The following is a 26,658-nucleotide window of genomic DNA, read 5'->3' on the forward strand; positions in this document are numbered from 1 at the left end:
CTAACAAACCTATCAGACTTCTATCAAATAATATAGAAATTAATTCACTATTAAAGTAAGAATTTAACATTGAAACCACAAGCATTCTCAATTAGATTTAATCACACAATAATTTAAATTACACAAAACACAACCACTTTCTAAATTAGCATTTAATAGCTATTTGAATAGAAATACAATAAAAACAACTATACCTATAATCCACCACATAGCTGATGAACGACTCTTTTTAGGACTTTTTACTTTTTTAGCAAATGTTCCATCATGTTCAATACTTACATTAATTACGTGATCTCGACCTGAATTAGATTTTGCATCTTCACTTTCCCAACTTGGTTTAAACTCCCCAATTACGTATCTATTTATTTTCTTTATAATTGGTTTTATTCCAACAGCAACTTCTTTATAGTCACCATTTACTTCTTCAAAGCTTGTCCGATACTGCCAATTACTATCAACTTTCGGATTGATACTATCAGGTAATTTGTTAATAGTTTCAATAACTTGCCCATAATTAAGCGCCGGACACAATTCGTTATCCTTCAATATAAGCTCAAGCTCATGCCTTATTCTTTTTTTGTCGAAATGCCAAACGCCTGCGCCATCAAATTCACCATAATCAAGCCAACCACCACCCCATTCATTGATAGGCATGTTTAGTCTCTTACAACCCCATATATTCGCTTCATATTCTTTATCACCAAAACAGAACTGCGCAGGCTTATATGCCTTTTGCCTGTTTCTATAACAACCAACACCATGATAAATTAAATCTTTCTTAGTGGCAGCATGTCCATTAATGAGTAATTGCGACGATTTCCAGCTACCGACCAATTCAAAAAGATTGATTATCAATTCAACTTCTGTAATAGGTAAAGTAATCTTATGTTGAGCTTGCTTTCCTTCGCCAGAGATAGAGTAAGTTGGAATATTTTTGCATATATCTATAGCTTTACCGAAGTGTATAGAGGAACTTTCACCAAACTTAATATCAACATTTGCTATATGTGAATCAGTAATAGGAACAATAACTCGATCCGCATCAGTAACAGGATCACCACACTGTGGGCAGAATTTTGCCCCCTCATTTATACCTGCACTGCATTTGTCACATATCAACATTGGATTAATTCCTTTAATCATTCTTATATACAACTTTACATCGATACACTCAGAAACGGCTTACATAAATGAATAGCCACAAAAGCTGTAAACTCTACTTAGTTCAATCGCTTACTTCACTTTAACACTCGTTCAAAAAAGCATCAAAACAAAAACACTGCAAATAAGTTAACTTTTTAATTGACGCAAAAGATAAGTTAACTTATCTTCTAACCTGTACCCACTACCGAGGACAGGGAAATGATTCTAGCGAAAGTTCACACCACACCTAAGCAACGCGATGAGTTTCGTCTACTGGTTGCAATACGTTTTGCCTGCTTAATGGCGCTGGCCAAGGGCCGCACCGACCCGATGGATTGCCCACGGGTGCAAGCCCGCTGCGCCGAGCTGGTAAAGCATTTTGCCTATCACCACCCAAGCCCCGCCTTTTACCGCCAGTTCATTCGCCACACGGGCGAACTGGGGCTCAACTTCTGCCTGCGCTTCACTGAGCCCCAACAAGGCTTGTACGGCAAGGTGATGGTGTGGCGTAACGAACAGGCGGCCACTAACGTGCATCCGCTGCAATTCACCCAAGCGGAGCAACCAACATGAAAGGCATTAACACCGCGTTTTTGCTTATGGCCCAGTTCAACAAAGTGATAGTGCCACTGGATCAAATCAGCAAAGAGTATTTTGGCCTCGAACCGCGTACCGCGGCCAACTATGCCAAAGCCGGCCGCTTGCCCTTAGCCGCCTTTCGCACCAGCAACAGCAACAAAGCGCCTTGGATGGTCAATGTCACCGACCTTGCCGAATACCTCGACAAGCAACGCGACGCCGCCAAGCAAGATCAAATCAACTTAGCGTAATCAGCGGCTCAGTGGGGAGGTATCTATGTTTTTTGTTTACGGCGTGTCCATGACCTTAGCGAAAAATCAAGCGGCCAAAAAGTGCAGCACCTCAGTAGGCGCGCACCCTAACCGCCGTCAACTGAGCCCCGATGAGTACCAAGCTAAGTTGAATGATATGGCGCAGCACTTGTTTGAAACCATGAAACCACAACGCCTGTCGCATTCGTTATCGACGCCCGCGCTGTGCCAGCAATACATAGTGTTAGCCATGACCCAAGAAGCCCACCGCGATGTGCATATTCGCTATCACAAGCTGTCGGACAAGGTGAACCCCAAAACCAAGAAACCCATCATCAATCTGGTGGTGTTTAACGGCGAAGCCGCAGCTTAGAACTGCTGATTCAAAAGGAAGGAATAGCGTATGAACCACTTACTCCCAGGCTTTGAATCACAAGAGCGCGTTGCGTTATTGCTATCGCTCACCCGCATTAGTTCGCCCGAGGTGATTGCCGCGTTAACGCTGCATTACACCAGCGCCCTGCCCGCCGAACGCGCGGCGGCTCGCCACGGTATTGAACTGTCGAACTTTATGCGCGGGCAAAAGAAGCTAGAGCAAATCGCCGCCACGGTCGAGGCCATTAAAGCCATCGACTGGGCCAAGCTGCAATCAAACCCTTTGCTAACAAACCCTTTGCAACCGAAGCAGGTGGCCTAAATGACTCAATCAGCGGCGTTTCGCCATCTGCTAAATCATTACCGCAGCCATAAGCTAAGCCTATTACTCAAGGCTACAACGGGCGACAGCATCAAAATCGCGCTGGCGCTCGGCGCGTTAGATTGCCTGTACTGGCAAGCATTGGGCAACGGCTTAACCAACCTCGCCAAAGGCATTAGCCGCACCATAGTGTATTCGTACCGATATCACCCAATGCGCCTGCCCTGCCACCCGCCAGTCAGCCAAACAAGCGACAACCAATGCAAGGAGGCAGCATGAATACGTTCAGTACAAAAGCTGGCGTGGTCACGCTATCTAAGCCCTACTCCACCTTGATGTGCGATCAGCAACAAATCGAAGTGAAGTACACCCCAAACAACTATCACGGTTGGGGCATTTGTAAGTCTTTTAACGCCATCGAGTGCAGCGACTTCGGCCAAGCCGACGCCGAAGTATTCGCACTCAACGCAGAATCAAAACTCAGGATAAAAGGAGAAGCAGCATGAACCCGATACAAGCAGCAACAGTAGAACGTGAAGAAGGTTATTGGACCCATCCAGATTTGCCCGAGTGGGACGAAGGCGTAACCCGCGCAGAGTGTGAAGCATGGGCGGCACGCCAAGGCGGCGAGTTTGTGGCGATTTGGTTTGAACTCGATGCCACTGAACATCAGATCGAGCGCTACTTTGACGAGGGCGACAACGATATCAGCGATTGGCAACCCGTTTGCGACAAGGCCGGCTCATTCTTACTGAGTATTCACGACACCGAAGATGGCCCCGTCGCGCTGTTCTTTGCACCGAAAGATAAGGAGGATATGTAACATCGAGCTAAACGGACAAAATTGTGGGTTATAATGTGTAGCGAAACATAACCCACTTTTTTAATTCAGTTTAATCAACTTGTTAAGCTTTAACGGCAAGCTCTGCAATAAGACTGAACCAGATTTTTACCATTGGCTAGCTTTCGAAAGCCAAAATACGCTTCTGCATCTTCAACTGTCATAGCAACTCGGTTACACATTGCTGAAGGACATTGTGCTATTGCTCCATCAACCTTCTCTATTTTTACAAAAGGGCTCTTAGGAGGTGAATTATTAATTGTCTCTTTATGCTTAGAAATTGTAGGCTGTACTTTATAGCGTCTATAAAAGTCAGTACATACCCAAACTAAACCGCAACAAACTAAGTAAGGCTCATAAGGTCCATTAGAATCAAACATCCAAGCGATACCAATGGATATTGAGGAAATAATCGCAACTACTTCTAATAGTGCTATTTTTCCTAGTTTTAAAACATTCATATTATTAACTCTAATTATTTTTTGAAGCCTAACGCCCGCAGCACGGGCAAATTTGGAGCGCAGCGGAAAATTTGTCCCAGTGCCTGCGCTTGTTAGGCGACTTAGAAAAGACTGTTTTGTTGATGTTTAAAAGATTGAATGACATCTCTAATTTTCAGCTTTTTGTCAGCTTTCTCTAATGCTGATGAGCTCATGTAAGAAATAAGTTTTTCAAGATCAGTTACTTCTTTTATCTTGAGGAATTCCTTAGCTTTGTTTATATACACTAAAGCAGATTTCTTTCTTTTTAAGAGCTCAATTGCATTGCTCAAAGTTCCAGTACTTTTCGTATCCCAAACCATTAATCCATAATCACAATCTTCAGCCATCTTTAAGTCTTTAGCCGTAAAAAATTCTCTGGTTCCTGAAGTTGCATTAGTTTCTATTTTTGATACTGGCCAATGTCCAAGATTGTTTCTTGGGTTATCACCGGAACAGTACACAAGGACGTATTCCATATTCTTTGAAATTAAATATTCTTGAATAGAACTATCTACACCGCTAGCATCACCAACAATTACTTGATAACCAGATTCAACTATGTTGTTGATTCTACCTTGAACATTCTGATCTAAGTTCTTGATTCCCATAGAGCCTGATATGAATACTTTATACATTATCTTTTCCTAGTTACCGTGGCTACATAGATATTTCTTATTTTACTATAGCTTCGTAATACAGTTGTAGCGGCCTCCAAAGAAGAACCTGTATCAAATAGATCATCAACAATCAGCACATCGAACAAGCCTACACCCAATACATCGTTTACTTTGAATACCCCCATGAGCGTAGACACCTTTTCATCTCTCGCTTCGATATCCTTCATAGCTGCTGTGCTACCAGTTTTAACAAGTAGATTTTCAACACATGGGATACCCATTCGGCCAGCTAGATCTCTTGCGATCTCGGTGACTGGTTGCTTAGTTCTAGCTTTCGAAGCTGGCATAGGTATTACTAAACTCGATGATGAAAACGTTCTGCCAAAAGAATTGTATAATTGTTGCCCTATGATTGGCACCTGGGAAAAATCAGATCGGTATTTTAGCTGAAAAAGGGCTTCGCCAGCCTCCGGGCGCTCTGTGTCAAACTGCATGTGCCCATATTCATTGTACCCAACAGGAGTACTGCGAGTAGTGTGCTTGTCCAACGAGTAACCTAAGGTCCAATTCCCTTCAATCTTTTTAATATTTACTTCCATTGCAAGCTCTCTCAAATTACTCGAATCGCCTAACGCCCGCATAAGGGGCGGCAAAACTCAAGCGGCATTGGGTTTAAAATGAGAAGCACCAAAACCAAATGCCGCGTAGTTTTGATGTCCCAGCGAGTTTACGAGCGAACTTGATGCGTTTGTTAGCTGCCTGCTAGTGGCAAAAATTGTTGTATATATTTGTTTTATGTTTTTTAAAATCGAAGCCAACTTTTACATTTCTTGCTGACGATTCAAACTCAAGAGTCCAATTATGTAGAGGCCATTCCCAAGGCCCATCCATATGTCGCCCTATAACAATACGATCAATAATGGTAATTACCCTGTGTTCTTTATCTTCCATCTTGGTATTTGCGATGTAGAAGGATTCTGGAAAAAGTGTCTGGAGCCTATCGATGAAACCTTCACCATTCGCAGACGCAAGAATATCATAGCCAAGTTTGTTTATGACTTTATATACATCGCGTATCCCGACCCCTTGGACGGGGTCGAAAACAGGTGTTTTGTTATCAAAGTGGAGTCGATTTAAGTAAACCGTTCCACCTTTTGCCCTAAGATGCACATCGACTTGGATATCAAAAGTATCAGCAGTTACAGAGCGAACTTCAGCGAAGCTAATAGAGGCTGAAAGTGTAGCTTTACGAAAAAACTCTTTGTATAAGAAAAGAGCCAGATTAACTACACCTAGAGCCAACCCTCCAAAAGCCGCAATTCCTTTCATTAACTCAAGGTTCAAAAATATACTCCTTAGGTAAACACTGGTAGCTAACGCCCGTAACACGGGCAAATGAGTGAGCGTCGCGAGGGAAGTTGTCCCTTAGTTACGCTTGTTATAACAAACCTCTCATTTTTAGAGTTAATCAAGGGAGTCCAAAAATGATTTCGATATTTTATCATAAACAAGAAGACGAATACGTGTATGAAGAAGTTTTAGAATTGACCAATAACTTATACCAAAAAAGCCAATTAAGGCTAAAAGCATTAACCATGCAGGCGTATTGGATAAAACCTTATAGTAAGACAAGACGGAGTCGGATGTTATACCCAAAAACCAACAAACAGTTAAAAGAATTAGCGAAAGTGTTAGCGTTATAATGGCTATGACTGTGTATTCAAAGTAATCTAACATTTTAATTAGACCTTTCTCTACGGCAATGAGCCTGCCTTCTAATTTGTCTATACCGTTATCCATTTTTAACCTTTTTTTGCAGTGTGGAGAAATCACTAGCGTGACGAGTGTTATAACGCCTGAGCTCAGGAGCGTTTGAGGCAACGGCTGTTTTTGCGAAAGCAAAAATGGGCGACGAGTCAAATGTCCCATGCTGCGATTTGTGAGGCAAACAACCTGCCAACGTCTTCATTTCATACGTGTTACATGGAATACGTGGCTCTCTAAGATCATTTTTCCTTCACTCGGGCAAAGCACTACTTCCGGGTAATACTCGTAAAGATAAAGGTAAAGATAACTCGAATCCTTCCAAATGCTGCCATCAGCGAGCATGATCAGTTCACCACCGTTGCCATTGAAAGGCGTTGGCTCTTGAATATTGGTCTTGTAGCAAGTTTCTGTTGGTGCGGCTTTCGGCTCGGTTTTACCTTGACTGGGTTTAGGTTTCTCAGTATCAACGTTGCCAAGATTCTTTTCTATCGACCATTTTATCGGATCCCTGTCCTCAATATGGATTGTTACCCACAGTGGCGAAATCTCCGCTAAAAAGGACTTCCCCTCAAACAAGAGGGGTGAAAATTTGAGTGACCACTTTTCAAGAAGCAGTTGCTCCCCTTTTTCCGTGACGATGATAATGTGGTCATCATCAATCTCGGTCTGAACAAAAATTCTTTGCACATCAGCGTACGCTTGACTAACGAAGAGGGCCAAAGTGATCAACAGAAGCCTTACCAGTGCCATAGAACCTGCCCTTATTTACCTAACGTCTTAGTATTTGTGCGCTGCGCTGTTTGCAGGGCATAAATCGCTTGTTGGACTTGGCCGATACCTTATCCAGATTAATTGGTATGCTTCATCCTATAGGAATTTGCATTTTTTGATGCTGGGGTCTGGACTGCTGAGCTATTTTGAACAAATAATATTGCGTGGTTTCTACGAATTTCATCGAAAATCCTTTGTCATCGTTGTGTTCCATCGCATCTTTTTAAATCTAGCTGATTCGAGCAGGCTTAATCATCCCACAAAGTCGCAGTTAAGCTCCGCGCAGCGGCTTAGTTCAACATTTTATTAGTGCACATGCGCGTTTACATCATTAGACCTGTAAAATGCGCATAGTTAATTACTTGTAACAAAAGGAACTTATCAGTTATTTAACAAATAAACCATGCGGAAAAACACAGATGCGTGAGTTCCAAACATACCACCTCAAGCAACGTGCAAATAAGTCATTGATTAAAAATGGTATATACAGGCACTAGCCCTGTAAACGAGCAAAACTATTTTGGTTTTATTTCGTGAAATGTGATCAAATCGAATAATACTGTATACATAACAGCATCTAAGACTGAGTCATTATGAATACAAAAGACAGTTTCTATACCCAAATGTGAGGCATAAGCAAGTAAGGCGAGGAGATTGTAGCTAAGTGAATAACTGACCGACTGTTTTCATTGGAATAAACATTCTTACACGACCGTTGATTTCACAAAGAACCTCGAAACCATACTTGGCATAAAATGATTCAGCTTGGCCGGTTAAACAATCGACAACAATGGCATAAGCTCTCATGTGAGCGTTAATTTCCCACAGATATTCTAGCGCTTTGATTAAGCTAGCTTTACCTAACCCACTACCATGAAACTCTTTATGGACAGCAAGTTGAGCAAGCAGAAAGACCGGAATGGGATAACGTGGTAACTTTTTACCCATGGCTTGCGGCAAGGTATCACGGCAAATTGAACTTGGTGCGATAGTATAAAATGAGCAAATTGGATATTTTTGATTGGGTAATGGCGTTACAGCAGGTAAAACCATTGTACGGCTAATACCTGCTTGCATGTGTTTCGCTGCTTGAGTTTGGATAAAATCGTTTAACTCTGCTTCGCCACAGTCAAATGATGCTCTATCGTGTTGTGATTTATCCAATTCTTTAAAAGTCTTGGAATAACTCACTTAAACTCACCACGTTTAGTAAATGCTGCCGCTTCACGCAATGCCTTGTTCGGGGCCTTAGCCTCATCACAAGCCATTATGAATTGGTCGAATACATCAGCTTTAACAGTAATGCTTTCGTGCTCAGCAATCACCTGAGTTGAATCTTCGTCCATTAAGCGAACAACGTATTCAGTTAAGCTTTTTAACCCAAGCAAAGCCGATGCTTTCTCAGCCTTAGCTTTGATCTCTTCATCCAATCGGATATCAAGTCTTGCAGTCGCCATAAAACCTCCTATCGTACGGAGTTAATCCGTAATGGATTGGAGTATAAAGTTTAAACAACCACAGCGCAACTTGTACGGATAGAGTACGGATTCATTTTTAGATTTGTGGGGATAAAACCTATTTAAGCTAACAACATTAGTTATTTAAAATGACGAGGAATGATCAAAAGCCAACTGTTTTTGTCCTTGTCTAATTTCTTATAAGCCGTATTGCGTTATTATTGATTCATACTTTTTACCGTTTGAATCGACAACAAAAGCTTTAACCTTTCTTAGTTGAAGTAGCTCCTTAATACCTTGTTCACTATAGCCATCAAAATGAAAAACTTTCTTCTGATTTGGCTCGATAGTTAATGTATTAAAGTCATTAAACATTGTATCGTAGACGCCGCCTTCGGCTGTAACTTTTAGACCATTCATATTTATTTTTCTTTTCGGCTCACGAATTCCGAACTTATGTATATAAACCTTTGTTTTCCCTCTATTTAAAAGCACAACGCTCACTGCATTATCAGGTTGTTTATGAGTTCCATCGACATAGCCTACATAGGCTCGAAGCTTGAGAACGCCGGTTTCTAGAAATAAATTCCTAAAGTGCATAACTAAAGCTACAAGCCCAGATGCTGCACCGATAACTATTGCTATTTCACTGAATTCAAACAAAAAACATCTCCTTTATTTAGTACACAAGCGCGAGTTCCAACCTCTTATATCAAGATGTAGATGTATTAGAGTTTGATTTAGGACAACTGAAGTCATAAGGCGGACATACGACATTAAAACGAGCCAGCACTATTTTAACTCGTCTTTAAGCTGCTCAATCTGCCGATCGATAGATGACACCTGCGTATCGGCCTCTTGGGCGGTGGCTGTCATTTCCTGCGCCAAGCTTTGCTCCCACGTTGCACCGGCTAAGTTGTTATTCGCATACTGCCGACTTTCGCGCAGATTACGTAAGCGCTGGTCACGTTCAGCAATCACCCGCTTACGATCACCCTCAAGCCGAGTGATCTCTCGGGCAATACGTTGCTTCTCGATATAGGTACTGATTTCTTTTTTCTTATCAGAGGTAGCGTTTGAACTCACGCTTGATTGAGAAATGCTGTCACTGCTTTTAATAAAGCTACCGACACCACTTAAATCAACTGGCTGACTGTTTTCATCACAGGGATCGGCTTGATACTTTCCATCAGCACATTTATAGACTTCGGCAAAGGCCGAAAAAGTAGGACCGCTCGTTAACACCAGCGCGAGTAGTATTAAAGATTTTCTATCCATAGATCACCTCAATGTTTATTGAGCAATCATATCACCAGCGGGGAACCATGAAACAACTTTTTAAAATCGGTGATCCTATAGTGAACCACACTTTTAACCACCTTATATAAATCAAATGGTTAAATTAAAATCTTACCTATCCAACATGGGCGCAATGGAAAAATGTTCTATCGATTGGAATAGCTGATATAACAGGGGGTTTACTCATTTTAGATTGAATCATCACTCTCACATTCTATTAAGCGGTTTTCACACATCTGTGCATTTTTCTAATTGCCGGGTATCCTGTGAGGTACCCCAAATTATTGGATTAAGCACTCAAGATGGTGTTCCCAGTACCCAGTAATTGACTCGCAAACACGTACTGAACAACACACTACAAATGCGTCGTTAGGGTGAAGCAAAAAAGTGAGACAGTTTACAGCGAACATCGTACTTTTACAAAGTCAGCTAAGACACTCAAGGCCAAGACGCCTTTTTGATAGCACTCCACAATGCCGAAAATAGCCATATAAAATGGGATTACGTAAGACGCGATGGGATAGAGAGTTGAGTAGCAACGCCTTCTCACAAGTTCAAGTGCAAATAAAAGTCGAGTTACTCCATAAAAAGGCTAAAAAACTTTGCAGCATCGGCACTCATGAGCCACTATGAATGGGGCTAATGCAGCCGATATATTGCCATTTTTTGTATGTATGAGACGTAAAACAACGCTATTTGACGATAAGCGTCTTCCAAGCAAACTTATGAACCATCTACAAAACGGTCTAAACAATAAAGGACACGGTTATATGGAGCTTTAGCGGCCTATAACTCAGATAAATGATAAGAATATCTTTAAATTAGCCTCACATTTATAGCTGTCTCATCTAAGCTGATAGAGTGTGATCAAGATTGCTGTCGATAAGCAACTTTTCTAATAGCCTTAAGCAATGCCATTACTCCATGGTTTAGGCTCAAAAGAGGACAAACTTAGGCATGAACGTTAATTTTATTAATCCTTTCCTCCAATCTTTGCTCAATGTCATATCTACGATGGCGAGCATGGATTTGACGCCGGGCAAACCCCAAATCAAAGTAGATAACTTAGCTAAGGGTGATGTGTCCGGTCTAATCGGTCTTGTAGGACCCCAAACAAAAGGATCACTGTCGATTACCTTCGAACAAAAGCTTGTTTTGCAGATAATGCAGAATATGCTGGGCGAAAACCCGGGTAAAATTAACGAGGAAGTGACTGACTTAGTAGGCGAAATTACGAATATGGTGACTGGTGGCGCAAAAAATCTTTTGGGGCAAAAAGGCTATGAATTTGAAATGGCCACTCCTATGGTCGTATCAGGAAAAGGCCATACTATTTCCCATAAAGCTAATGGCACTAAGATTATCATGCCATTTACAAGCCCGCATGGTACTGCTTATATTGAAATATGTTTTGAAAACTAATAGCTTAAATGCATCAAGCCAGTCAGCTCAAAATACATTAACTATCCTGTCGCTCTGGATCTTATGTTTCATTCGCTTATTTAAAGCCAGATAACAAAGATCAGAACGGCTGGTTTACCGTAACCTGAATTGAGGTATTTTTATCGTCTATTTTGCCGCCTAACACCAGTTCAGCACAGCTTCATCCTCAGGTCCAAAACATATTGCGTCGCCAACTGTGAACTGCAAACCACTATTTTGCTTATCTCAGCCCTACAGGTTCGACACTTCTCCCGCTAACAAATAACTATAATTCATAGTGTTATTTGCAGTAACCATTCGTGTAGTGGCAATTATTCATCCTGACACTTTACATAAAAGAAAAAGGTGTTTAATCACCGTTTTCTTGCTAAAAAGTGTCCCAGAATAATTCTATCTGTCAGGGTTAAGCTAAGCAAACAGCAACCCTTGGCGTAAGCTTAGTGACTAATTCGTAAGCGATAGTGCCGATATGTTCAGCGACTTCCTCCACGGGTAATGCCTTACCCCACAGCAATGCACTATCCCCAACTTTATCTTGCGCCCCTTGGCCTAAGTCAACAGTCAACATGTCCATAGAAACACGGCCGACTATGGGTACGCGGCGACCATTGACCCACACGGGTGTGCCTTCCGGTGCATTGCGAGGATAACCATCACCATAACCAATCGCCACTACGCCTAAACGAGTATCTTGCTTCGCTGTCCAGAAACAACCATAGCCCACTGGCTGATTGGCTTTATGATCCCGTACCGCAATCAACTGTGATACCAATTCCATCGCAGGAACTAGCCCGTGATTCGCACCGCAATCACCAGTAACAGGAGATACACCATAGAGTGCAATACCAGGACGGATCCAATCGCCTTGGCTCTGAGGCCAATACAAGGCACCAGCAGAGTTTGCTAAGGTTCTAAATCCGGGCAAGCCTGCCGTTAACGTATTAAAAGCCGCCATCTGTACTGAGGTATAGGTGTTTTCAGGCTCGTCCGCACAGGCAAAATGTGTCATCAAATGGATTGGTTTTGCCACATTGGGACAGGCCATTAACCTTGCGTAAACCGTTGAAAATTGTTCGGGCGTAAAACCTAAACGATGCATGCCTGAATCCACTTTAAGCCAGACAGTGACAGGTTTTGACAACACAGTTTGCTCTAACATCTCAAGCTGAGAACAGTGGTGCACTACAGTGTCAATATCATGCCCGACGAGTAACGGGAGATCGGTGGCACGGAAAAAACCTTCTAGTAATAACAAACGCGCTGTCACGCCGCCCGCTCGTAATTCTAAGGCCTCATCCAATCGTGCTAGGCCAAAGCCATCGGCACTGACTAAACAATTAGCGACATTCAATAATCCATGACCATAACCGTTCGCTTTAACGACGGCCATCACACGACTCGCTGGTGCCTGTTGACGCAACGCAGCGAGATTGGTTTGCAGTGCACTACTGCTAATTTCTGCACGGGGAAAAGGGTTCAAAATTTACCTTGTTTACTCAGGAAATAAAAAGTCACGGATATAAAAAAATACATCAATACAGCTCATCTTCTGCAAACGCAAACTGACTGTTTTTAAACATCAATTAATCTTCTTCAAACTGCGGCCCAGCATAATTATCGAAACGCGAAAATTGCCCTTGGAAAGTGAGCCGCACCCGACCAATGGGGCCGTTACGTTGCTTACCAATGATGATTTCTGCCGTGCCTTTATCTTGAGAATCGTTGTTATACACTTCATCGCGATAAATAAACATGATGAGATCCGCATCTTGCTCGATAGCGCCCGATTCACGCAAATCCGAGTTAACAGGACGTTTATCGGCCCTTTGTTCGAGCGAGCGGTTAAGCTGCGACAGGGCAATAATCGGGATTTCCAACTCTTTGGCTAATGCTTTCAGCGAGCGTGAAATTTCAGAAATTTCTAAGGTACGGTTATCTTTTAAGGCGGGCACCTGCATTAACTGCAGGTAATCTATCATGATCATAGATAAACCACCGTACTCACGGGCGATACGACGCGCGCGGCTACGGACTTCGGTCGGCGTTAACCCCGAACCGTCATCGATATACATTTTACCTTGTTCGAGCATGATCCCCATGGTCGATGAAACCCGCGCCCAATCTTCGTCATCGAGTTGACCTGTACGGATCTTAGTTTGATCAACGCGGCCCAAGGAGGCCAGCATACGCATCATAATCTGTTCGGACGGCATCTCGAGACTGAAAATAAGTACGGGTTTATCTTCATTCATTGCGGCCTGTTCGCACAAGTTCATCGCGAAGGTGGTTTTCCCCATAGAAGGACGCGCCGCAACGATAATCAAGTCACCGGACTGGAAGCCTGCGGTCATTTTATCGAGATCGTTAAAACCGCTCGATACTCCAGTCACACCGTTATGGGGGTTGTTATAAAGCTGCTCAATCTTATCGACTGTTTTTTCCAGAATGGTTTTAATGCCTTCGGGACCTTCGTTAGCATTAGTTCGCATCTCGGCGATCTTAAAGACTTTACTCTCAGCCAGGTCGAGTAATTCACCCGAGTCACGACCTTCTGGGTTATAGCCCGCATCTGCAATCTCATGTGCGACGCGGATCATGTCACGCACTACGGCGCGTTCACGGACGATTTCGGCGTAGGATAAAATATTACCCGCACTTGGGGTATTTTTCGCAATCTCACCTAAATAGGCAAAACCACCGGCATCTTCTAATTGGTTCTCAACTTCTAACTGTTCAGAAACCGTGATCAAATCGATCGGTTGCCCTAAATCAACCAATCTGTGCATGGCAGAAAAGATCATCTTATGTGAGCGAGAGTAAAAATCCTCTTTTACGACAGCCTCAGCGACCCTGTCCCACGCTTCGGCATCTAACATCAAGCCGCCTAATACCGATTGTTCAGCCTCAATTGAATGCGGTGGCAGCTTGAGTCCATCAAGTTGCAAATCTCTTGGCTTACTTTTAGGCTTAAAAGCACCTTGTTGTGACATTAACGCTCCCGATTTCCAACAACTTAACAAAATATGATATAAAACCCGCGTCAAGCAAACAGGATGTTTACACTCGCCTGTTATTTCATTCCAACGGACACTCTAACAATCAATAAGGAAAGAACATGCGTATTGCATTGGTTGCGGCCTTAGTACTGACATCCGGCATAGCAACTGCCGACGAAGGACAATGGCAACCTTATCAAATGCCTTCAATTGCAGACAAACTCAGTGAACACGGAATCGATATTCCAGCAGAAAAACTGGCCGATCTGACAAGTTATCCAATGAACGCCGTGGTTGGGCTGGGCTATTGTACCGCCAGTTTTGTCTCCCCCCAAGGGCTAGTTGTGACAAACCACCATTGTGCCTACAAGGCGATACAATATAACACTAAGCAAGAGCATAACTACCTAGAACAAGGCTTTTTAGCAACATCGATGGACAAGGAACCCTCTGCCGGTCCTAACGAACGTTTATACATCACAGAAGCAGTGACCAATGTCACCGCGCAAATCAATAAAGACCTCAGCCAAGACCCGCTAAGTCGTTACGAAGACATTCAAAATCACAGTAAAGCGCTCATCAAAAGCTGTGAAGCCGATGCTAACTATCGTTGTAATGTGCGCAGTTTCCATAACGGCTTAGAATACTACTTAATCAAGCAATTGATGATCCGCGATGTACGCTTAGTCTACGCACCACCTGAAAGTGTTGGGGGCTATGGTGGCGATATTGATAACTATGAATATCCACGCCATTCGGGTGATTTTGCCTTCCTACGAGCTTACGTCGGAAAAGATGGCAAACCTGCTGCTTATAGCGACGATAACATTCCTTACCAACCAAAGAGCTACCTTAAGGTCAATGCCGATGGCGTAAAAGCCGGTGATGGCGTGTTTGTGGCGGGTTACCCAGGCACGACTAGCCGTTACAACCTGACCAGTGAACTTAAATTTGCCAGTGATTGGTTGTACCCAACCCAAGCTAAGCGTTATCAATTACAGATTGATACTATCGAGGCTATGGGACAAAAAGATGCCGATATCGCCATTAAGTACGCAGGTAATATGGCCTCAATGGCCAACCGGATGAAGAAACTCAACGGCCTACTAGCGGGTTTTAAAGCAACGGATATCATTGGCATTAAGCAAAGCCGTGAAGATAATTTTTTAGCTTGGCTTAAACAAAACCCTAAGCTAAATCAAAATCTCATTGCTGAGTTAGAAGTGTTACTCGCCGAGCAACAACAAGCATTCCAAAGTAATTACTACTTTACCAATGCCCAATCGAGCACATTGTTAACCGCAGCAAACAGCCTCTACCGTCTTGCTAAAGAAAAACAAAAGCCCGATGCCGAGCGTGAGCAAGGCTACCAAGAACGTGATATTGCAATGCTAAGCTCACGTCTTAAACGTATCGATTCAAGTTTTGATGTCACTGTTGATAAGACTTTGTGGCTACAGGATTTAAATGCTTACCTTAGCCAATCAAATCGCGTAGCTGCACTCGATGAAATGCTAAGTGTGAACACTAAAGATGTAGATCTCACAGTTAAACTCGATGGTTTGTACTCACTCACTACGCTCACAGACCAAGCTAAGCGCCTCGCGTGGATGAATGCCGATGCTAGCGCTTTCGAAACCAGTGCCGATCCCTTTATTCGTTTAGCCGTAGCACTTTATGACACGAATATGGCACAGGAAAAGTCAGAAAAAATCTTAGACGGCAAGCTGTCTAGTGCTCGCCCTGATTATATGGCGGCCGTGATCGAATACTACAAAGCAAACAACTGGCCAGTCTATCCTGACGCCAACGGTACGCTACGGATCAGCTATGGCATGGTTGATGGTTATCAATCACGTGATGCGCTCTATAAACAGCCGTTTACTCGTCTTGATGGGATAGTAGCTAAGCACACCGGTATTGAGCCCTATAATGCCCCGAAAAAATTGCTCGATGCGATTCACGAGCAACGTTTTGGCGATCACTTAGTGAAATCTGTCTACCAAGATCCCCGTGGCTGGATTTGCCGTCTGTTCTCTTGTTTGGACAAGCCAGAAGAATTCAACTCAGTACCAGTTAACTTCTTATCGAGCGTAGATACCACAGGTGGCAACTCAGGCTCACCCGTATTTAACGGCAAAGGGGAACTTGTAGGACTTAACTTCGACTCCACCTACGAAGCAATTACTAAGGATTGGTTCTTCAATCCCACCATCACCCGTGCCGTGCACGTGGATATTCGTTATATCCTATGGATGATGGATGAAGTTGACCATGCCGACAATCTGATTAAAGAACTGGATTTAGTAAGAAACTAATTATTATTAATCTGTCATGATTAATGACAATAGAATTAACTAATATGAACCGTTTAATTTAATCAATATAAATTAAGCATCTTTAAAAGATGTCCCAGGAATATTCCTTGGACGGTTTTTATTTTATGTAATTTATCAATTTGTGATCTGCCGCATTATCAATTCACCAAAAACTCAATCAAAGCGTCTTAATTAGTATTATTTAAAGCAAGACTACACATGGACAATTTGTCCAACCTAAAAATAAAATCTAGTGATAAAAGCCACATTAACCAACAAATTTCAATCTAAGCCTTTAAAACAACACAAATAGTGATAGGCAAACGCAGCAAGAATAATAACGCTATGTATTTAAATAAAAAATATAAAAATCACCACTATAAAATTAACCAAGATTGTTATTTTTATTTCTCAAAAAAACTCAAAAAACGCAAATAAAACTATTTAAAACACCTGTTTTATCAAAAACCATAAAACTTGATCACCATCATGTTTTTCATAGGTTCAATTTCCTATCATCCAGCCGCCTAAAATTTCACAAATTAAATGTAACCGTCAACATAAGCACTTAACAAACACATTAAATAACACTGAAAATATAATTCAGGTTGAAAATGAGGAACGCAAAATCCTATGACAGCGACAACTTATCAACCAGGAGAAATCCAAGGGCTGATCAAGATTAATGCATCCAAATGCAAAGGATGTGATGCTTGCAAACAGTTCTGCCCAACCCACGCCATTAATGGTGCCTCGGGTGCAGCGCACTCTATCGATGAAGATAAATGTTTAAGTTGCGGACAGTGTTTAATCAACTGCCCCTTTAGCGCCATTGAAGAAACCCACAGCGCCCTTGAAACCGTGATTAAAAAACTCGCCGATAAGAATACCACCGTCGTTGGCATTATCGCCCCTGCGGTACGGGTGGCGATTGGTGAAGAATTTGGCTTAGGCACGGGCGAACTGGTGACAGGTAAACTCTATGGCGCCATGAATCGGGCGGGCTTTAAGATTTTTGATTGTAACTTTGCCGCCGATCTCACCATTATGGAAGAAGGCAGTGAGTTTATTCATCGCCTCCATGCCAATGTGAAAGGTGAAGAAAATGCAGGTGCATTGCCGCAGTTCACCTCCTGCTGCCCGGGCTGGGTACGCTACCTCGAAACCCGCTACCCTGCACTTTTACCTAACCTGTCAACCGCCAAATCGCCCCAGCAAATGGCCGGAACGGTTGCCAAAACTTACGGCGCCAAGGTGTATCAAATGCAGCCGGAGAATATTTTCACCGTCTCTGTGATGCCTTGTACCTCGAAAAAACTCGAAGCCTCACGCCCCGAATTTAACTCGGCTTGGCAATATCATCAGGAACACGGGGCTAACACGCCTTCGTACCAAGATATTGATGCCGTGCTCACCACAAGGGAAATGGCACAGTTACTCAAACTGCTTGATATCAATCTCGCTAATACCGCGGAATATCAAGGTGATAGTTTGTTCTCTGAATACACAGGCGCGGGCACTATTTTTGGTACAACCGGCGGGGTGATGGAAGCGGCACTGCGTACCGCCCATAAAGTGCTGACTGGCGCTGAAATGGCTAAGTTGGAATTTGAACCCGTACGTGGACTAAAAGGGGTGAAATCGGCCTCAGTCAGCCTGTTTGATACCCAGCTTAAACAAAATGTGACCGTCAATGTCGCCGTAGTGCATGACATGGGCAACAACATCGAACCCGTGCTGCGCGATGTGATGGCAGGCACCTCTCCCTACCACTTTATTGAGGTGATGAACTGCGCAGGTGGTTGCGTTAACGGTGGAGGTCAACCTATTGAGGGTAAAGGCTCTTCTTGGTTAGGTAACATTTAACGGGAAACAAAAATGAACAAGAAAAAACACCTATTTGCCGAGGACAGTTTCTTTCTGTCACGCCGTAAATTTATGGCCGTTGGCGCCGCGTTTGTGGCTGCACTCGCGATCCCTATCGGCTGGTTTACCAGCAAGCTTGAGCGCCGGAATGAATACATTAAGGCCAGAAGCCAAGGGTTATATAAGGACGATAGCCTAGCGAAAAAACGTGTCAGCCACGCCAACCCCGCAGTTGAAAAGTACTACAAAGAGTTCGGTGGCGAGCCATTAGGACATATGTCCCACGAGCTGCTACACACCCACTTTGTCGATCGCACTAAATTAAGCTCTTGATTGGAGATGAGAAATGCATCAAGAACATGATATGAGACCCATTTTAAAACATCCGCTAAACATCAGGATCTTCCACTACATCCTGCTGCTCAGCTTTTTGCCATTAGCCGCGACAGGTTTGTTATTGTTTTTTAAACCGCTTTCCCAAGAAGGTATGCAGCTAACCTATGATGTGCACATTATTGCAGGGATTGTTATGGCCCTCGATGCCGTGGCATTTACCATCATGGCATTCGATCGAGTGGTACTGTTTATCGCCCGTGTGTTTAGTTTCTCAGGGCGCGATGTGAAATGGTTTATGGTGTTAGGCGGCTACCCACAGAAATTCTTACTGGGTAAAAAAGTGCCTATTCCACCGATGAACAAATACAACTCAGGCCAAAAACTCTTTGGTGCCTGCGTACTGATTGGCGGCACACTATTAATCCTCTCCGGTTTAGTGCTGTGGCTCATTCCCCATGCTGCGCCGCGGGATATAGTGTGGTTTTTAGGTCAAGCCCATTTAGTGTCAGGCTTGGTGTTAACCGCCTTCTTGCCTGTGCATTTATTCCTCGCGGTGTACCGCTTTGATGATTTCAAGGCCATGATGATCCACGGTAATGTGCCTTACCATGATGCCGCTGAGTACACCCCTCTGTGGGTTAAAAATGAAATTGCTCCCGTCGCCACTAACGGTGAACAGCTGACAAGCAAATAGCTAAGTCTCCAGCGGCAGTTGCTCACAACTGCCGCATTTTCGCATTCATACTCAAGGGCATAGATAACCATGAGCACACACGAGCATCATTCCATTACCGTCACTGACTATAATCCCAACGTCAGCTTTATCGACGATAAAGCGATTTGGCAGACCATTGAAGACGCCAGTAATCCAAGTCGCGAGCAAGTCCTCGCCATTCTCGACAAGGCGCGCCAGTGTGAAGGCTTAAGCATTAGCGAGACCGCCATTTTGCTGCAAAACCAAGATAAGGCCCTGGATGAAGCACTCTTTGCCGTCGCCCGTGAGATTAAGAACACCATTTACGGCAACCGTATTGTGATGTTTGCGCCGCTGTATGTGTCTAACCATTGCGCCAACAGTTGTAGTTATTGTGGCTTTAACGCCGATAACCATGAGCTCAAACGTAAAACCTTAAAACAGGATGAGATCCGCCAAGAGGTTACGATCCTTGAAGAAATGGGTCACAAACGGATCCTTGCTGTCTATGGCGAGCATCCACGCAACAATGTGCAAGCCATTGTTGAAAGTATTCAAACCATGTACAGCGTTAAGCAAGGCAAGGGCGGAGAAATTCGTCGTATCAACGTCAACTGCGCGCCAATGAGTGTGGAGGACTTTAAGCAACTTAAAACCGCGGCGATAGGCACTTATCAATGCTTCCAAGAAACCTATCATCAAGACACCTACAGCCAAGTCCATCTTAAAGGTAAAAAAACCGACTTTTTATACCGCCTCTACGCCATGCACAGGGCGATGGAAGCAGGAATTGACGATGTCGGTATCGGCGCCCTCTTTGGCCTGTATGATCATAGATTCGAGCTGCTCGCCATGCTCACCCATGTTCAACAACTCGAAAAAGATTGTGGCGTTGGCCCACACACTATCTCCTTCCCGCGGATTGAACCTGCCCATGGTTCGGCTATCAGTGAAAAACCGCCCTATGAGGTCGATGATGACTGCTTTAAGCGCATTGTTGCCATCACTCGCCTTGCCGTGCCTTATACCGGGCTGATTATGAGCACGCGGGAAAGTGCGGCGCTGCGCAAAGAACTGTTAGAACTCGGGGTTTCACAAATCAGCGCAGGCTCGCGTACCGCACCGGGTGGTTATCAAGACAGCAAACAAAATCAACATGATGCCGAGCAATTCAGCCTTGGTGATCAACGAGAGATGGACGATATTATTTATGAGCTAGTGACTGATTCAGATGCTATTCCCTCTTTCTGCACGGGTTGTTACCGCAAAGGACGAACTGGCGATCACTTTATGGGATTAGCCAAACAGCAGTTTATTGGCAAATTCTGCCAGCCCAATGCCTTGATCACCTTTAAGGAATATTTGAACGATTACGCCAGTGAAAAGACTCGCGAGGCTGGCAATGCGCTGATAGAGCGAGAACTGGCTAAAATGAGCCCGTCACGGGCGCGCAATGTGCGCGGCTGCTTGCAAAAAACCGATGCGGGTGAACGGGATATCTATCTATAAATGGCATCTTATCTATTCTCAGATCTCGGCGTGCAGTTGCATTTCGGCCTTAACACTAGCGCCTTACTCAATGCGATAGAACGCGCTGATGAAATCGTGCTGCACGCGGCCATTTACAGTAATTTTGCCGATAATGCCGTAGGGCAGTTGTTATTGCAGCGGCTACAAAACGCCAGCTTAAAGCAACTCACCCTCATTAAACTTGAGCCCACTCGTCTATGGCGGGATGAGTTTGCCACCATCCTAAGGCCCGAGATGCCGCAGCAAGAGGTTGAGCAGCTGTATGATATTTCCCGCCACTGGTGCGCCGAGCTTAAAACGCAGTTTCCTGAGACAGTCAATTTAGTGTCGACCCAAGCGCTACCACTGCAACCTATATTGCTGATTGGCGATAGACTCTTTGTCGGCCACTACGCCCATAGCCACACCACTTCAGCTCAGGGGCTTTGGCTGGAGTTTGACATCCTTGCTTTAGGCCTTGCGCCAAACAGCTTAATCGATTGGTTTGATACAGGCATCCCCAGTGAGCAAAACTCAGCAGTAGAAGTGGCCCTAGGCCGTTATGTTGATGAATGCCGCCGCGCAGTGGGCGATCTTTGGTATCAGAGCTTGATTGAGCTAGATAAAGGGCGTAACTAATGATCACTCGCCCTAGCCAGCCAGTGCCAGTGACTCAGCCAACGTCCGTTAAACCGACCTTGCTTAAGCCCACAGCGTTTTCCTATGCCGAAATCCTTTCGCTACTTCAGGGGCAAGACGATGAATGGTTATTTAGTCGCGCCCAGCTCGCTACTGAATTGCAATTTAATCAACAGGTGTATTTACGCGGCATTGTCGAGTTTTCGAATCACTGTCGTAACCACTGCCATTACTGTGGTTTACGCACCGAAAATCGGCAGGTAACACGCTATCGACTCTCAAACGAAGAAATCCTTAACGCTGTGGATAGGATTGCCGAGCTGGGACTAGGTACAGTAGTGCTGCAATCGGGGGATGACTTTAACTACAGCGGCAATCGTATCAGTACCCTTATCAGTGAAATTAAGCAGCGCCATAACCTAGCAATCACCCTCTCCCTCGGTGATCGCAAACATCAAGAGCTGGAAAAATGGCGCGAAGCGGGTGCCGATCGCTATTTACTCAAGATGGAAACCTTCGACCGCGCCCTCTTTGCTCGGTGTCGCCCTAAAGCCAATTTTGACGAGCGCATTGCAAGGCTCAATTATCTTAAGTCTCTGGGATATCAAACTGGCTCAGGGATTATTGTCGATTTACCGGGAATGACGGATGCGATTTTAGCGTGTGATATTCAGCATTTATCGGAGTTGCAACTCGATATGCTGGCCTGTGGCCCCTTTATTGCCCATCACCAAACACCGTTTGCGACTTCCCCCAATGGCAGCGCCCTTAAGAGTCATAGGGTGAGCGCTATTTTGCGACTGATGAATCCGGGGGCGAATATTCCTGCCACCAGTTCCCTCGACGCCCTCGAAAAAGGCGCAAGGGAACTGGCACTCAAACGCGGATGTAATGTGCTTATGCCCTCCTTCACCCCAGCACAAGTCAGTGGCGATTACAGCATCTATCCGGGAAAAAACCAGCAACAAAACCCAGCAGCAGAGCGACTTAACCAAGTCTGCCAGCAAATTCAACGCCACGGGCTAATCCCCTCCTTTAGCCGTGGTGATTCAAAAAGGACCCAATATGTGTCAAGGCATTAATCCACAAGAGCATAGCCAAACCCAATCGGCACCAAGAGGAATGCGCTACCATATCGCCTTGGTCGGTCGGCGTAATTCGGGGAAATCCTCCCTACTTAATATGATCGCAGGGCAACAGATCTCGATAGTATCCGATATTAAAGGCACAACCACAGATGCCGTGGCCAAGGCCTATGAGTTACAACCCTTAGGGCCGGTGACCTTTTACGATACCGCTGGCATAGACGATGAAGGGACATTAGGTGCAATGCGAGTGAGCGCCACTCGCAGAGTGTTGTTTCGCTCCGATATGGCACTCTTAGTCGTTGATGAGCACGGGCTGTGCCCCTCAGACATGGCATTAATCGATGAAATACAGCAATTAGAAATGCCAATACTTGTGGTATTCAATAAAGCCGATATCTGCCTCCCCAAAGCTGAGGATATTGCTTTTTGCCAGACTCAATCCTTACCCTTTATTGTCGTTTCTGCCGCCACAGGTCTTGCAGGTAAACAGCTTAAGCAGTTGATGGTCGAATTAGCACCTGCGGAGTATAAGCAGGAGCCGCTCCTAGCGGGCGACCTCTATCAAGCGGGGGATGTCATTCTCTGCGTCGTCCCTATCGATATGGCCGCACCTAAAGGGCGTTTGATCCTGCCACAGGTGCAGATACTGCGTGAGGCGCTTGATCGTAGCGCCATCGCAATGGTCGTCAAAGAAACAGAACTAACGCAGGCATTATCAGCGGTTACGCCTAAGCTAGTGATTTCTGATGCTCAAGCAATTAAGCAAGTCGCCGCCACAGTGCCAGACGCAGTCCCTCTCACCACCTTCTCAACCTTATTTGCCCGATTTAAAGGCGATTTAGCCGTTCTCGCTGCGGGAGCTGATGCTTTAGATAAATTGCAAGATGGTAATAAAGTGCTCATCGCCGAAGCCTGTAGTCACAATGTGCAGGAGGACGATATTGGCCGAGTTAAACTTCCCCGCTGGATAAATAGCTACACTGGCAAACAACTCCAGTTTGTAGTTACATCTGGGCACGACTTTCCCGATGATTTAGAACAATATGCCCTCGTCATCCACTGCGGCGCTTGTATGTTTAACCGCAATGAAATGCTCCGTCGCATCCGTGAATGTCAACGGCGGCAGGTGCCTATCACTAACTATGGGGTGGCGATTTCTAAATTACAGGGCGTGCTACCGCGAGTGCTTGCGCCGTTTAACCGCAATCCTCAGCAATAGCGTATGTGTTTTAGCGTCTGGCTTGGCTGCACTCAAGTGGCTAAGCCTGATTAGCGTTAATACGTGACAAACAGCCACTCACACAGCAATGCTAAATCGCGCCCATAAAAAAACACCGCCTAAGCGGTGTTTTTTTAGTTTAAAGCAGTATGTAATTAAGCTTCTGCAACGATAGAAACTTTAACAACAGCTTTAACTTCAGTGTGTAACTGAACTTCAACTTCGAAGTCGCCAGTAGTACGCAGAGCGCCTAATGGTAAACGAACTTCTGATTTAGCCAGTTCAACACCAGCAGCAGTCACTGCATCAGCGATGTCACGGTTGCCAACTGAACCAAACAGTTTGCCTTCATCACCCGCTTTAGAAGCAATAACAACAGCTTCCAGTGCAGTGATTTTCTCAGCACGTAGGTTAGCAGCAGCTAATTCAGCAGCTAATTTAGCTTCTAATTCAGCGCGACGAGCTTCAAATACTTTAACGTTGCTTTCGTTAGCAACAACAGCTTTACCTTGTGGCAAAAGGTAGTTACGAGCGTAACCAGCTTTAACAGTAACTTGGTCACCCAAGTTGCCTAGGTTAGCGATTTTATCAAGCAGAATAACGTTCATTATCAAATCCTCTATATTCGATTAGGAATACTGCAATTACTGATGTAAATCAGTGTATGGCAGTAGAGAAAGATAACGAGCACGCTTGATAGCGCGAGCTAGTTGGCGCTGATATTTAGCACTAGTACCAGTGATACGGCTAGGAACAATCTTGCCGCTTTCAGTGATGTAGTTCTTTAAAGTAACGATATCTTTGTAATCAATTTCTGCAACACCTTCAGCGGTGAAACGGCAGAACTTGCGACGACGGAAATAACGTGCCATGTTGACAGTCTCCTAAGTTTTCAATTCGACATTTTCGGCATGGATGACTAAGCGGTTCTGACCATTACGCCCCTGTTGAAGCGTCATAAAGCCTTGCACTTGTACTTCCACACCTGCTTTCAGATCTTCTGCGACGCTTTCAAAGCGTGGGCCACTCAATATCACTTGAATTTGTACGTAGACGTTGCGGAGCATTTCGGCTTCATAACGCTGCGATTTGTGTTCCAACATAATTACACTGTGTGCAATACCTGCTGGGCTTTTAAAGCGTCTTGAACGAGTTATCGTTCCTGACAACACCAAGTTATTGGTGGTCACAGATTACCTTACTCAGCGATTTCTTCAGCGTGAGCTTCATCATATGAGCGTTCGCCAGCTGGGCCACGACGTGAATCGCGCTCATCTCTAGCTCTAGCCATTGGAGATGCTTCAGTAACGGCAACTTTAGTACGCATTACCATGTTACGCAGAACTGCGTCGTTGAAACGGAAAGCTGTTTCTAGCTCTTCGATCGTCTCTGCTTTAGCTTCAACGTTCATCAGAACGTAGTGAGCTTTATGCAGGTCAAGGATTGGGTAAGCCAGTTGACGACGGCCCCAATCTTCTAAACGGTGGATTGTGCCGTTAGCTTCGGTGATAACACCTGTGTAACGCTCAATCATACCTGGTACTTGTTCACTTTGATCTGGGTGAACCATAAATACGATTTCGTAATGACGCATTTATTGCTCCTTACGGTTATGTAGCCTCGGTATTGGCTCAGTCAAACCAAATGGAGGCAAGGAACGAAAAATAGTGACTGATTTGAGCGCGAGATAGTACAGAAAGCAAGCCAGAAACTCAAGCAATAACTTTGCCTCGCCAATCAATACAGGTATGATGGCGGTTCGCCTACATTCGGACGTCTGAAATCAGCTAACCAAGAATAAAACATAATGCTAAAAGTTATTGCGCCAATCGGTTTGTTTTTCCTTTCATTTCCTGCGCTTGCGCTTGTTCCACCTGATTATCAGGAACCGCCCAGCGATTTTACCGCGGAAATCGAAGCTGGCTTGCAACTGAACACAGGCAATACCGAATCCAGCAGTTTTAATGGTCGAACCCAACTGATTTACGATACAAAGCAAACCAAGCAAGAAGCCACACTAAAAGCCTATTTTGCCTCAGAAAAAAGTCAAACAACCTCCGAAAAATATGAGCTACAGTTACAATCGAACTATAAACTGACTAAGGGTTATGTCTTCGGACGTGGTGATTTTACTTGGGATCAATTCGGTAGTTACACACAAATATCAACGCTTTCGAGTGGTTACGGTTTCAATGCTATCAGTAGTTATAAAACAAAACTCAGTCTCGAGTTCGGCCCAGGTTATCGATATAACTTACCTGCAGAATCGATAACCATCCCCAGCCCTGATGCCGAAAAAGATGTCATTCTTCGTACCGCTGCCAAATTCTCTCAAAAGCTACAGGAATACAGCAGTCTCAATGCCGATCTCACCGCGGAAGTGGGCGAGAACAACAACACCCTCACCTTAGATATGAACTATAAAAATCTGGTGTTCCAAGATTGGGCATTTAAGATCGGGATGAACATCAAATACACTGAAGTGGTACCAGAAGGAAGCCAACCCATGGATACCATCACCACCTTCAACTTGCTTTACACTTTTAGATAACTCCTTTTAAAAAATACCCAAAATGCATAGAGTAACATGACGCTAACAGCCTACTCTGCTGGCGTCTATGTGAATGCTTTACAAGCATCCCCTTG

General features: G+C 44.3%; 34 protein-coding genes. 18 read left to right on the forward strand and 16 right to left on the reverse strand.

What is annotated here, in order from left to right; all coding sequences use genetic code 11:
• Positions 1-159 precede the first annotated feature (159 nt).
• Positions 160-1,143, reverse strand: coding sequence for a zinc ribbon domain-containing protein (locus tag L5M71_RS14485; RefSeq protein ID WP_263208371.1), 984 nt, complete (start codon positions 1,141-1,143; stop codon positions 160-162).
• 219 nt (positions 1,144-1,362) lie between these two features.
• Here L5M71_RS14485 and L5M71_RS14490 point away from each other — a divergent pair, with 219 nt between their 5' ends.
• The 7 genes from L5M71_RS14490 to L5M71_RS14520 are packed head-to-tail and all read left to right on the forward strand — an operon-like array spanning position 1,363 to position 3,493.
• The gene (locus L5M71_RS14490) at positions 1,363-1,716 is read left to right on the forward strand and encodes a hypothetical protein (RefSeq protein WP_263208373.1); all 354 of its coding nucleotides are present in this window, start codon (positions 1,363-1,365) and stop codon (positions 1,714-1,716) included.
• The gene (locus tag L5M71_RS14495; RefSeq protein WP_006082040.1) at positions 1,713-1,973 is read left to right on the forward strand and encodes a pyocin activator PrtN family protein; all 261 of its coding nucleotides are present in this window, start codon (positions 1,713-1,715) and stop codon (positions 1,971-1,973) included. The genes L5M71_RS14490 and L5M71_RS14495 overlap by 4 nt, the downstream gene beginning before the upstream one ends.
• 25 nt (positions 1,974-1,998) lie before the next feature.
• Positions 1,999-2,346: a hypothetical protein gene (locus L5M71_RS14500; protein ID WP_011847795.1), complete on the forward strand. Its 348-nt coding sequence runs from the start codon at positions 1,999-2,001 to the stop codon at positions 2,344-2,346.
• Positions 2,347-2,376: 30 nt separating this feature from the next.
• Positions 2,377-2,670, forward strand: coding sequence for a hypothetical protein (locus tag L5M71_RS14505; protein WP_263208375.1), 294 nt, complete (start codon positions 2,377-2,379; stop codon positions 2,668-2,670).
• On the forward strand, positions 2,671-2,949 hold the full coding sequence (locus L5M71_RS14510) for a hypothetical protein (RefSeq protein WP_263208377.1): 279 nt from the start codon (positions 2,671-2,673) through the stop codon (positions 2,947-2,949).
• Positions 2,946-3,176: a hypothetical protein gene (locus L5M71_RS14515; RefSeq protein ID WP_012089043.1), complete on the forward strand. Its 231-nt coding sequence runs from the start codon at positions 2,946-2,948 to the stop codon at positions 3,174-3,176. Before L5M71_RS14510 ends, L5M71_RS14515 begins: the two co-directional genes overlap by 4 nt.
• On the forward strand, positions 3,173-3,493 hold the full coding sequence (locus L5M71_RS14520; RefSeq protein WP_263203736.1) for a hypothetical protein: 321 nt from the start codon (positions 3,173-3,175) through the stop codon (positions 3,491-3,493). The genes L5M71_RS14515 and L5M71_RS14520 overlap by 4 nt, the downstream gene beginning before the upstream one ends.
• Before the next feature lie 89 nt (positions 3,494-3,582).
• On the opposite strand, the gene L5M71_RS14525 is transcribed toward L5M71_RS14520, so the two are convergent.
• The 4 genes from L5M71_RS14525 to L5M71_RS14540 all read right to left on the reverse strand — a co-directional run bounded on the left by L5M71_RS14525 (position 3,583) and on the right by L5M71_RS14540 (position 5,954).
• Positions 3,583-3,972: a hypothetical protein gene (locus L5M71_RS14525; RefSeq protein ID WP_263203738.1), complete on the reverse strand. Its 390-nt coding sequence runs from the start codon at positions 3,970-3,972 to the stop codon at positions 3,583-3,585.
• A 101-nt stretch (positions 3,973-4,073) separates the two neighbouring features.
• On the reverse strand, positions 4,074-4,628 hold the full coding sequence (locus L5M71_RS14530; protein ID WP_263203740.1) for a hypothetical protein: 555 nt from the start codon (positions 4,626-4,628) through the stop codon (positions 4,074-4,076).
• Positions 4,628-5,209 (reverse strand): ComF family protein, encoded by a 582-nt coding sequence (locus L5M71_RS14535; protein WP_263203741.1) that lies wholly within the window; start codon positions 5,207-5,209, stop codon positions 4,628-4,630. The genes L5M71_RS14530 and L5M71_RS14535 overlap by 1 nt, the downstream gene beginning before the upstream one ends.
• Before the next feature lie 163 nt (positions 5,210-5,372).
• Positions 5,373-5,954: a hypothetical protein gene (locus tag L5M71_RS14540; protein ID WP_263208379.1), complete on the reverse strand. Its 582-nt coding sequence runs from the start codon at positions 5,952-5,954 to the stop codon at positions 5,373-5,375.
• Between the two features lie 140 nt (positions 5,955-6,094).
• Here L5M71_RS14540 and L5M71_RS14545 point away from each other — a divergent pair, with 140 nt between their 5' ends.
• Entirely contained in the window at positions 6,095-6,313 is a 219-nt protein-coding gene (locus L5M71_RS14545) for a hypothetical protein (protein WP_263203973.1), read from the forward strand.
• Between the two features lie 262 nt (positions 6,314-6,575).
• Here L5M71_RS14545 and L5M71_RS14550 read toward each other — a convergent pair whose 3' ends face one another.
• The 5 genes from L5M71_RS14550 to L5M71_RS14570 all read right to left on the reverse strand — a co-directional run bounded on the left by L5M71_RS14550 (position 6,576) and on the right by L5M71_RS14570 (position 9,883).
• Complete coding sequence (locus L5M71_RS14550; protein ID WP_263203974.1) at positions 6,576-7,127, reverse strand: hypothetical protein; 552 nt, start codon at positions 7,125-7,127, stop codon at positions 6,576-6,578.
• A 681-nt stretch (positions 7,128-7,808) separates the two neighbouring features.
• On the reverse strand, positions 7,809-8,339 hold the full coding sequence (locus L5M71_RS14555; protein WP_011847801.1) for a GNAT family N-acetyltransferase: 531 nt from the start codon (positions 8,337-8,339) through the stop codon (positions 7,809-7,811).
• Positions 8,336-8,605 (reverse strand): DUF1778 domain-containing protein, encoded by a 270-nt coding sequence (locus L5M71_RS14560; RefSeq protein ID WP_012586779.1) that lies wholly within the window; start codon positions 8,603-8,605, stop codon positions 8,336-8,338. Before L5M71_RS14560 ends, L5M71_RS14555 begins: the two co-directional genes overlap by 4 nt.
• A gap of 198 nt (positions 8,606-8,803) precedes the next feature.
• Complete coding sequence (locus L5M71_RS14565; RefSeq protein WP_041411001.1) at positions 8,804-9,268, reverse strand: hypothetical protein; 465 nt, start codon at positions 9,266-9,268, stop codon at positions 8,804-8,806.
• A gap of 129 nt (positions 9,269-9,397) precedes the next feature.
• Positions 9,398-9,883, reverse strand: coding sequence for a hypothetical protein (locus L5M71_RS14570; protein ID WP_106649440.1), 486 nt, complete (start codon positions 9,881-9,883; stop codon positions 9,398-9,400).
• 978 nt (positions 9,884-10,861) lie between these two features.
• Here L5M71_RS14570 and L5M71_RS14575 point away from each other — a divergent pair.
• Positions 10,862-11,326, forward strand: coding sequence for a chemotaxis protein CheX (locus L5M71_RS14575; RefSeq protein WP_105251417.1), 465 nt, complete (start codon positions 10,862-10,864; stop codon positions 11,324-11,326).
• 424 nt (positions 11,327-11,750) lie between these two features.
• On the opposite strand, the gene alr is transcribed toward L5M71_RS14575, so the two are convergent.
• Both alr and dnaB read right to left on the reverse strand, forming a co-directional pair.
• On the reverse strand, positions 11,751-12,827 hold the full coding sequence (alr, locus tag L5M71_RS14580) for an alanine racemase (protein ID WP_263208381.1): 1,077 nt from the start codon (positions 12,825-12,827) through the stop codon (positions 11,751-11,753).
• A gap of 103 nt (positions 12,828-12,930) precedes the next feature.
• Positions 12,931-14,337 (reverse strand): replicative DNA helicase, encoded by a 1,407-nt coding sequence (dnaB, locus tag L5M71_RS14585; protein ID WP_105251415.1) that lies wholly within the window; start codon positions 14,335-14,337, stop codon positions 12,931-12,933.
• 125 nt (positions 14,338-14,462) lie between these two features.
• On the opposite strand from dnaB, the gene L5M71_RS14590 reads away from it, so the two are divergent.
• The 8 genes from L5M71_RS14590 (at position 14,463) to hydF (ending at position 24,012) form a co-directional block, all read left to right on the forward strand.
• Complete coding sequence (locus L5M71_RS14590; RefSeq protein WP_263208384.1) at positions 14,463-16,661, forward strand: S46 family peptidase; 2,199 nt, start codon at positions 14,463-14,465, stop codon at positions 16,659-16,661.
• 633 nt (positions 16,662-17,294) lie between these two features.
• Entirely contained in the window at positions 17,295-18,527 is a 1,233-nt protein-coding gene (gene hydA / locus L5M71_RS14595; RefSeq protein ID WP_263208386.1) for an iron hydrogenase large subunit HydA, read from the forward strand.
• Between the two features lie 12 nt (positions 18,528-18,539).
• A complete protein-coding gene (gene hydB / locus L5M71_RS14600) occupies positions 18,540-18,860 on the forward strand; it encodes an iron hydrogenase small subunit HydB (RefSeq protein ID WP_023268564.1) in 321 nt (106 codons plus the stop codon).
• A 31-nt stretch (positions 18,861-18,891) separates the two neighbouring features.
• Positions 18,892-19,557 carry a cytochrome b/b6 domain-containing protein gene (locus tag L5M71_RS14605; protein ID WP_263208392.1) on the forward strand — a complete coding sequence of 222 codons (666 nt, stop codon included), beginning with the start codon at positions 18,892-18,894 and terminating at the stop codon, positions 19,555-19,557.
• 69 nt (positions 19,558-19,626) lie between these two features.
• Entirely contained in the window at positions 19,627-21,066 is a 1,440-nt protein-coding gene (gene hydG / locus L5M71_RS14610; protein ID WP_109277689.1) for a [FeFe] hydrogenase H-cluster radical SAM maturase HydG, read from the forward strand.
• Positions 21,067-21,705 carry a hypothetical protein gene (locus tag L5M71_RS14615; RefSeq protein WP_263208397.1) on the forward strand — a complete coding sequence of 213 codons (639 nt, stop codon included), beginning with the start codon at positions 21,067-21,069 and terminating at the stop codon, positions 21,703-21,705.
• Entirely contained in the window at positions 21,705-22,787 is a 1,083-nt protein-coding gene (gene hydE, locus L5M71_RS14620; RefSeq protein WP_263208399.1) for a [FeFe] hydrogenase H-cluster radical SAM maturase HydE, read from the forward strand. The genes L5M71_RS14615 and hydE overlap by 1 nt, the downstream gene beginning before the upstream one ends.
• Positions 22,771-24,012, forward strand: coding sequence for a [FeFe] hydrogenase H-cluster maturation GTPase HydF (gene hydF, locus L5M71_RS14625; protein WP_263208401.1), 1,242 nt, complete (start codon positions 22,771-22,773; stop codon positions 24,010-24,012). Before hydE ends, hydF begins: the two co-directional genes overlap by 17 nt.
• Before the next feature lie 155 nt (positions 24,013-24,167).
• On the opposite strand, the gene rplI is transcribed toward hydF, so the two are convergent.
• The 4 genes from rplI to rpsF are packed head-to-tail and all read right to left on the reverse strand — an operon-like array spanning position 24,168 to position 25,606.
• Positions 24,168-24,620, reverse strand: coding sequence for a 50S ribosomal protein L9 (gene rplI, locus L5M71_RS14630; protein WP_113939970.1), 453 nt, complete (start codon positions 24,618-24,620; stop codon positions 24,168-24,170).
• Between the two features lie 36 nt (positions 24,621-24,656).
• Positions 24,657-24,884, reverse strand: coding sequence for a 30S ribosomal protein S18 (gene rpsR, locus L5M71_RS14635; protein WP_006083042.1), 228 nt, complete (start codon positions 24,882-24,884; stop codon positions 24,657-24,659).
• A gap of 12 nt (positions 24,885-24,896) precedes the next feature.
• Positions 24,897-25,202, reverse strand: a complete 306-nt coding sequence (gene priB / locus L5M71_RS14640) for a primosomal replication protein N (RefSeq protein WP_105251411.1) — start codon at positions 25,200-25,202, stop codon at positions 24,897-24,899.
• Positions 25,203-25,210: 8 nt separating this feature from the next.
• Complete coding sequence (gene rpsF, locus L5M71_RS14645; RefSeq protein WP_105251410.1) at positions 25,211-25,606, reverse strand: 30S ribosomal protein S6; 396 nt, start codon at positions 25,604-25,606, stop codon at positions 25,211-25,213.
• Between the two features lie 213 nt (positions 25,607-25,819).
• Between rpsF and L5M71_RS14650 the strand changes: the two genes are divergently transcribed.
• On the forward strand, positions 25,820-26,563 hold the full coding sequence (locus L5M71_RS14650) for a YdiY family protein (protein ID WP_263208403.1): 744 nt from the start codon (positions 25,820-25,822) through the stop codon (positions 26,561-26,563).
• Positions 26,564-26,658 lie beyond the last annotated feature (95 nt).

This window comes from Shewanella sp. SW1 (assembly GCF_025653545.1).
Taxonomy (GTDB): Bacteria; Pseudomonadota; Gammaproteobacteria; order Enterobacterales; family Shewanellaceae; genus Shewanella; species Shewanella oncorhynchi.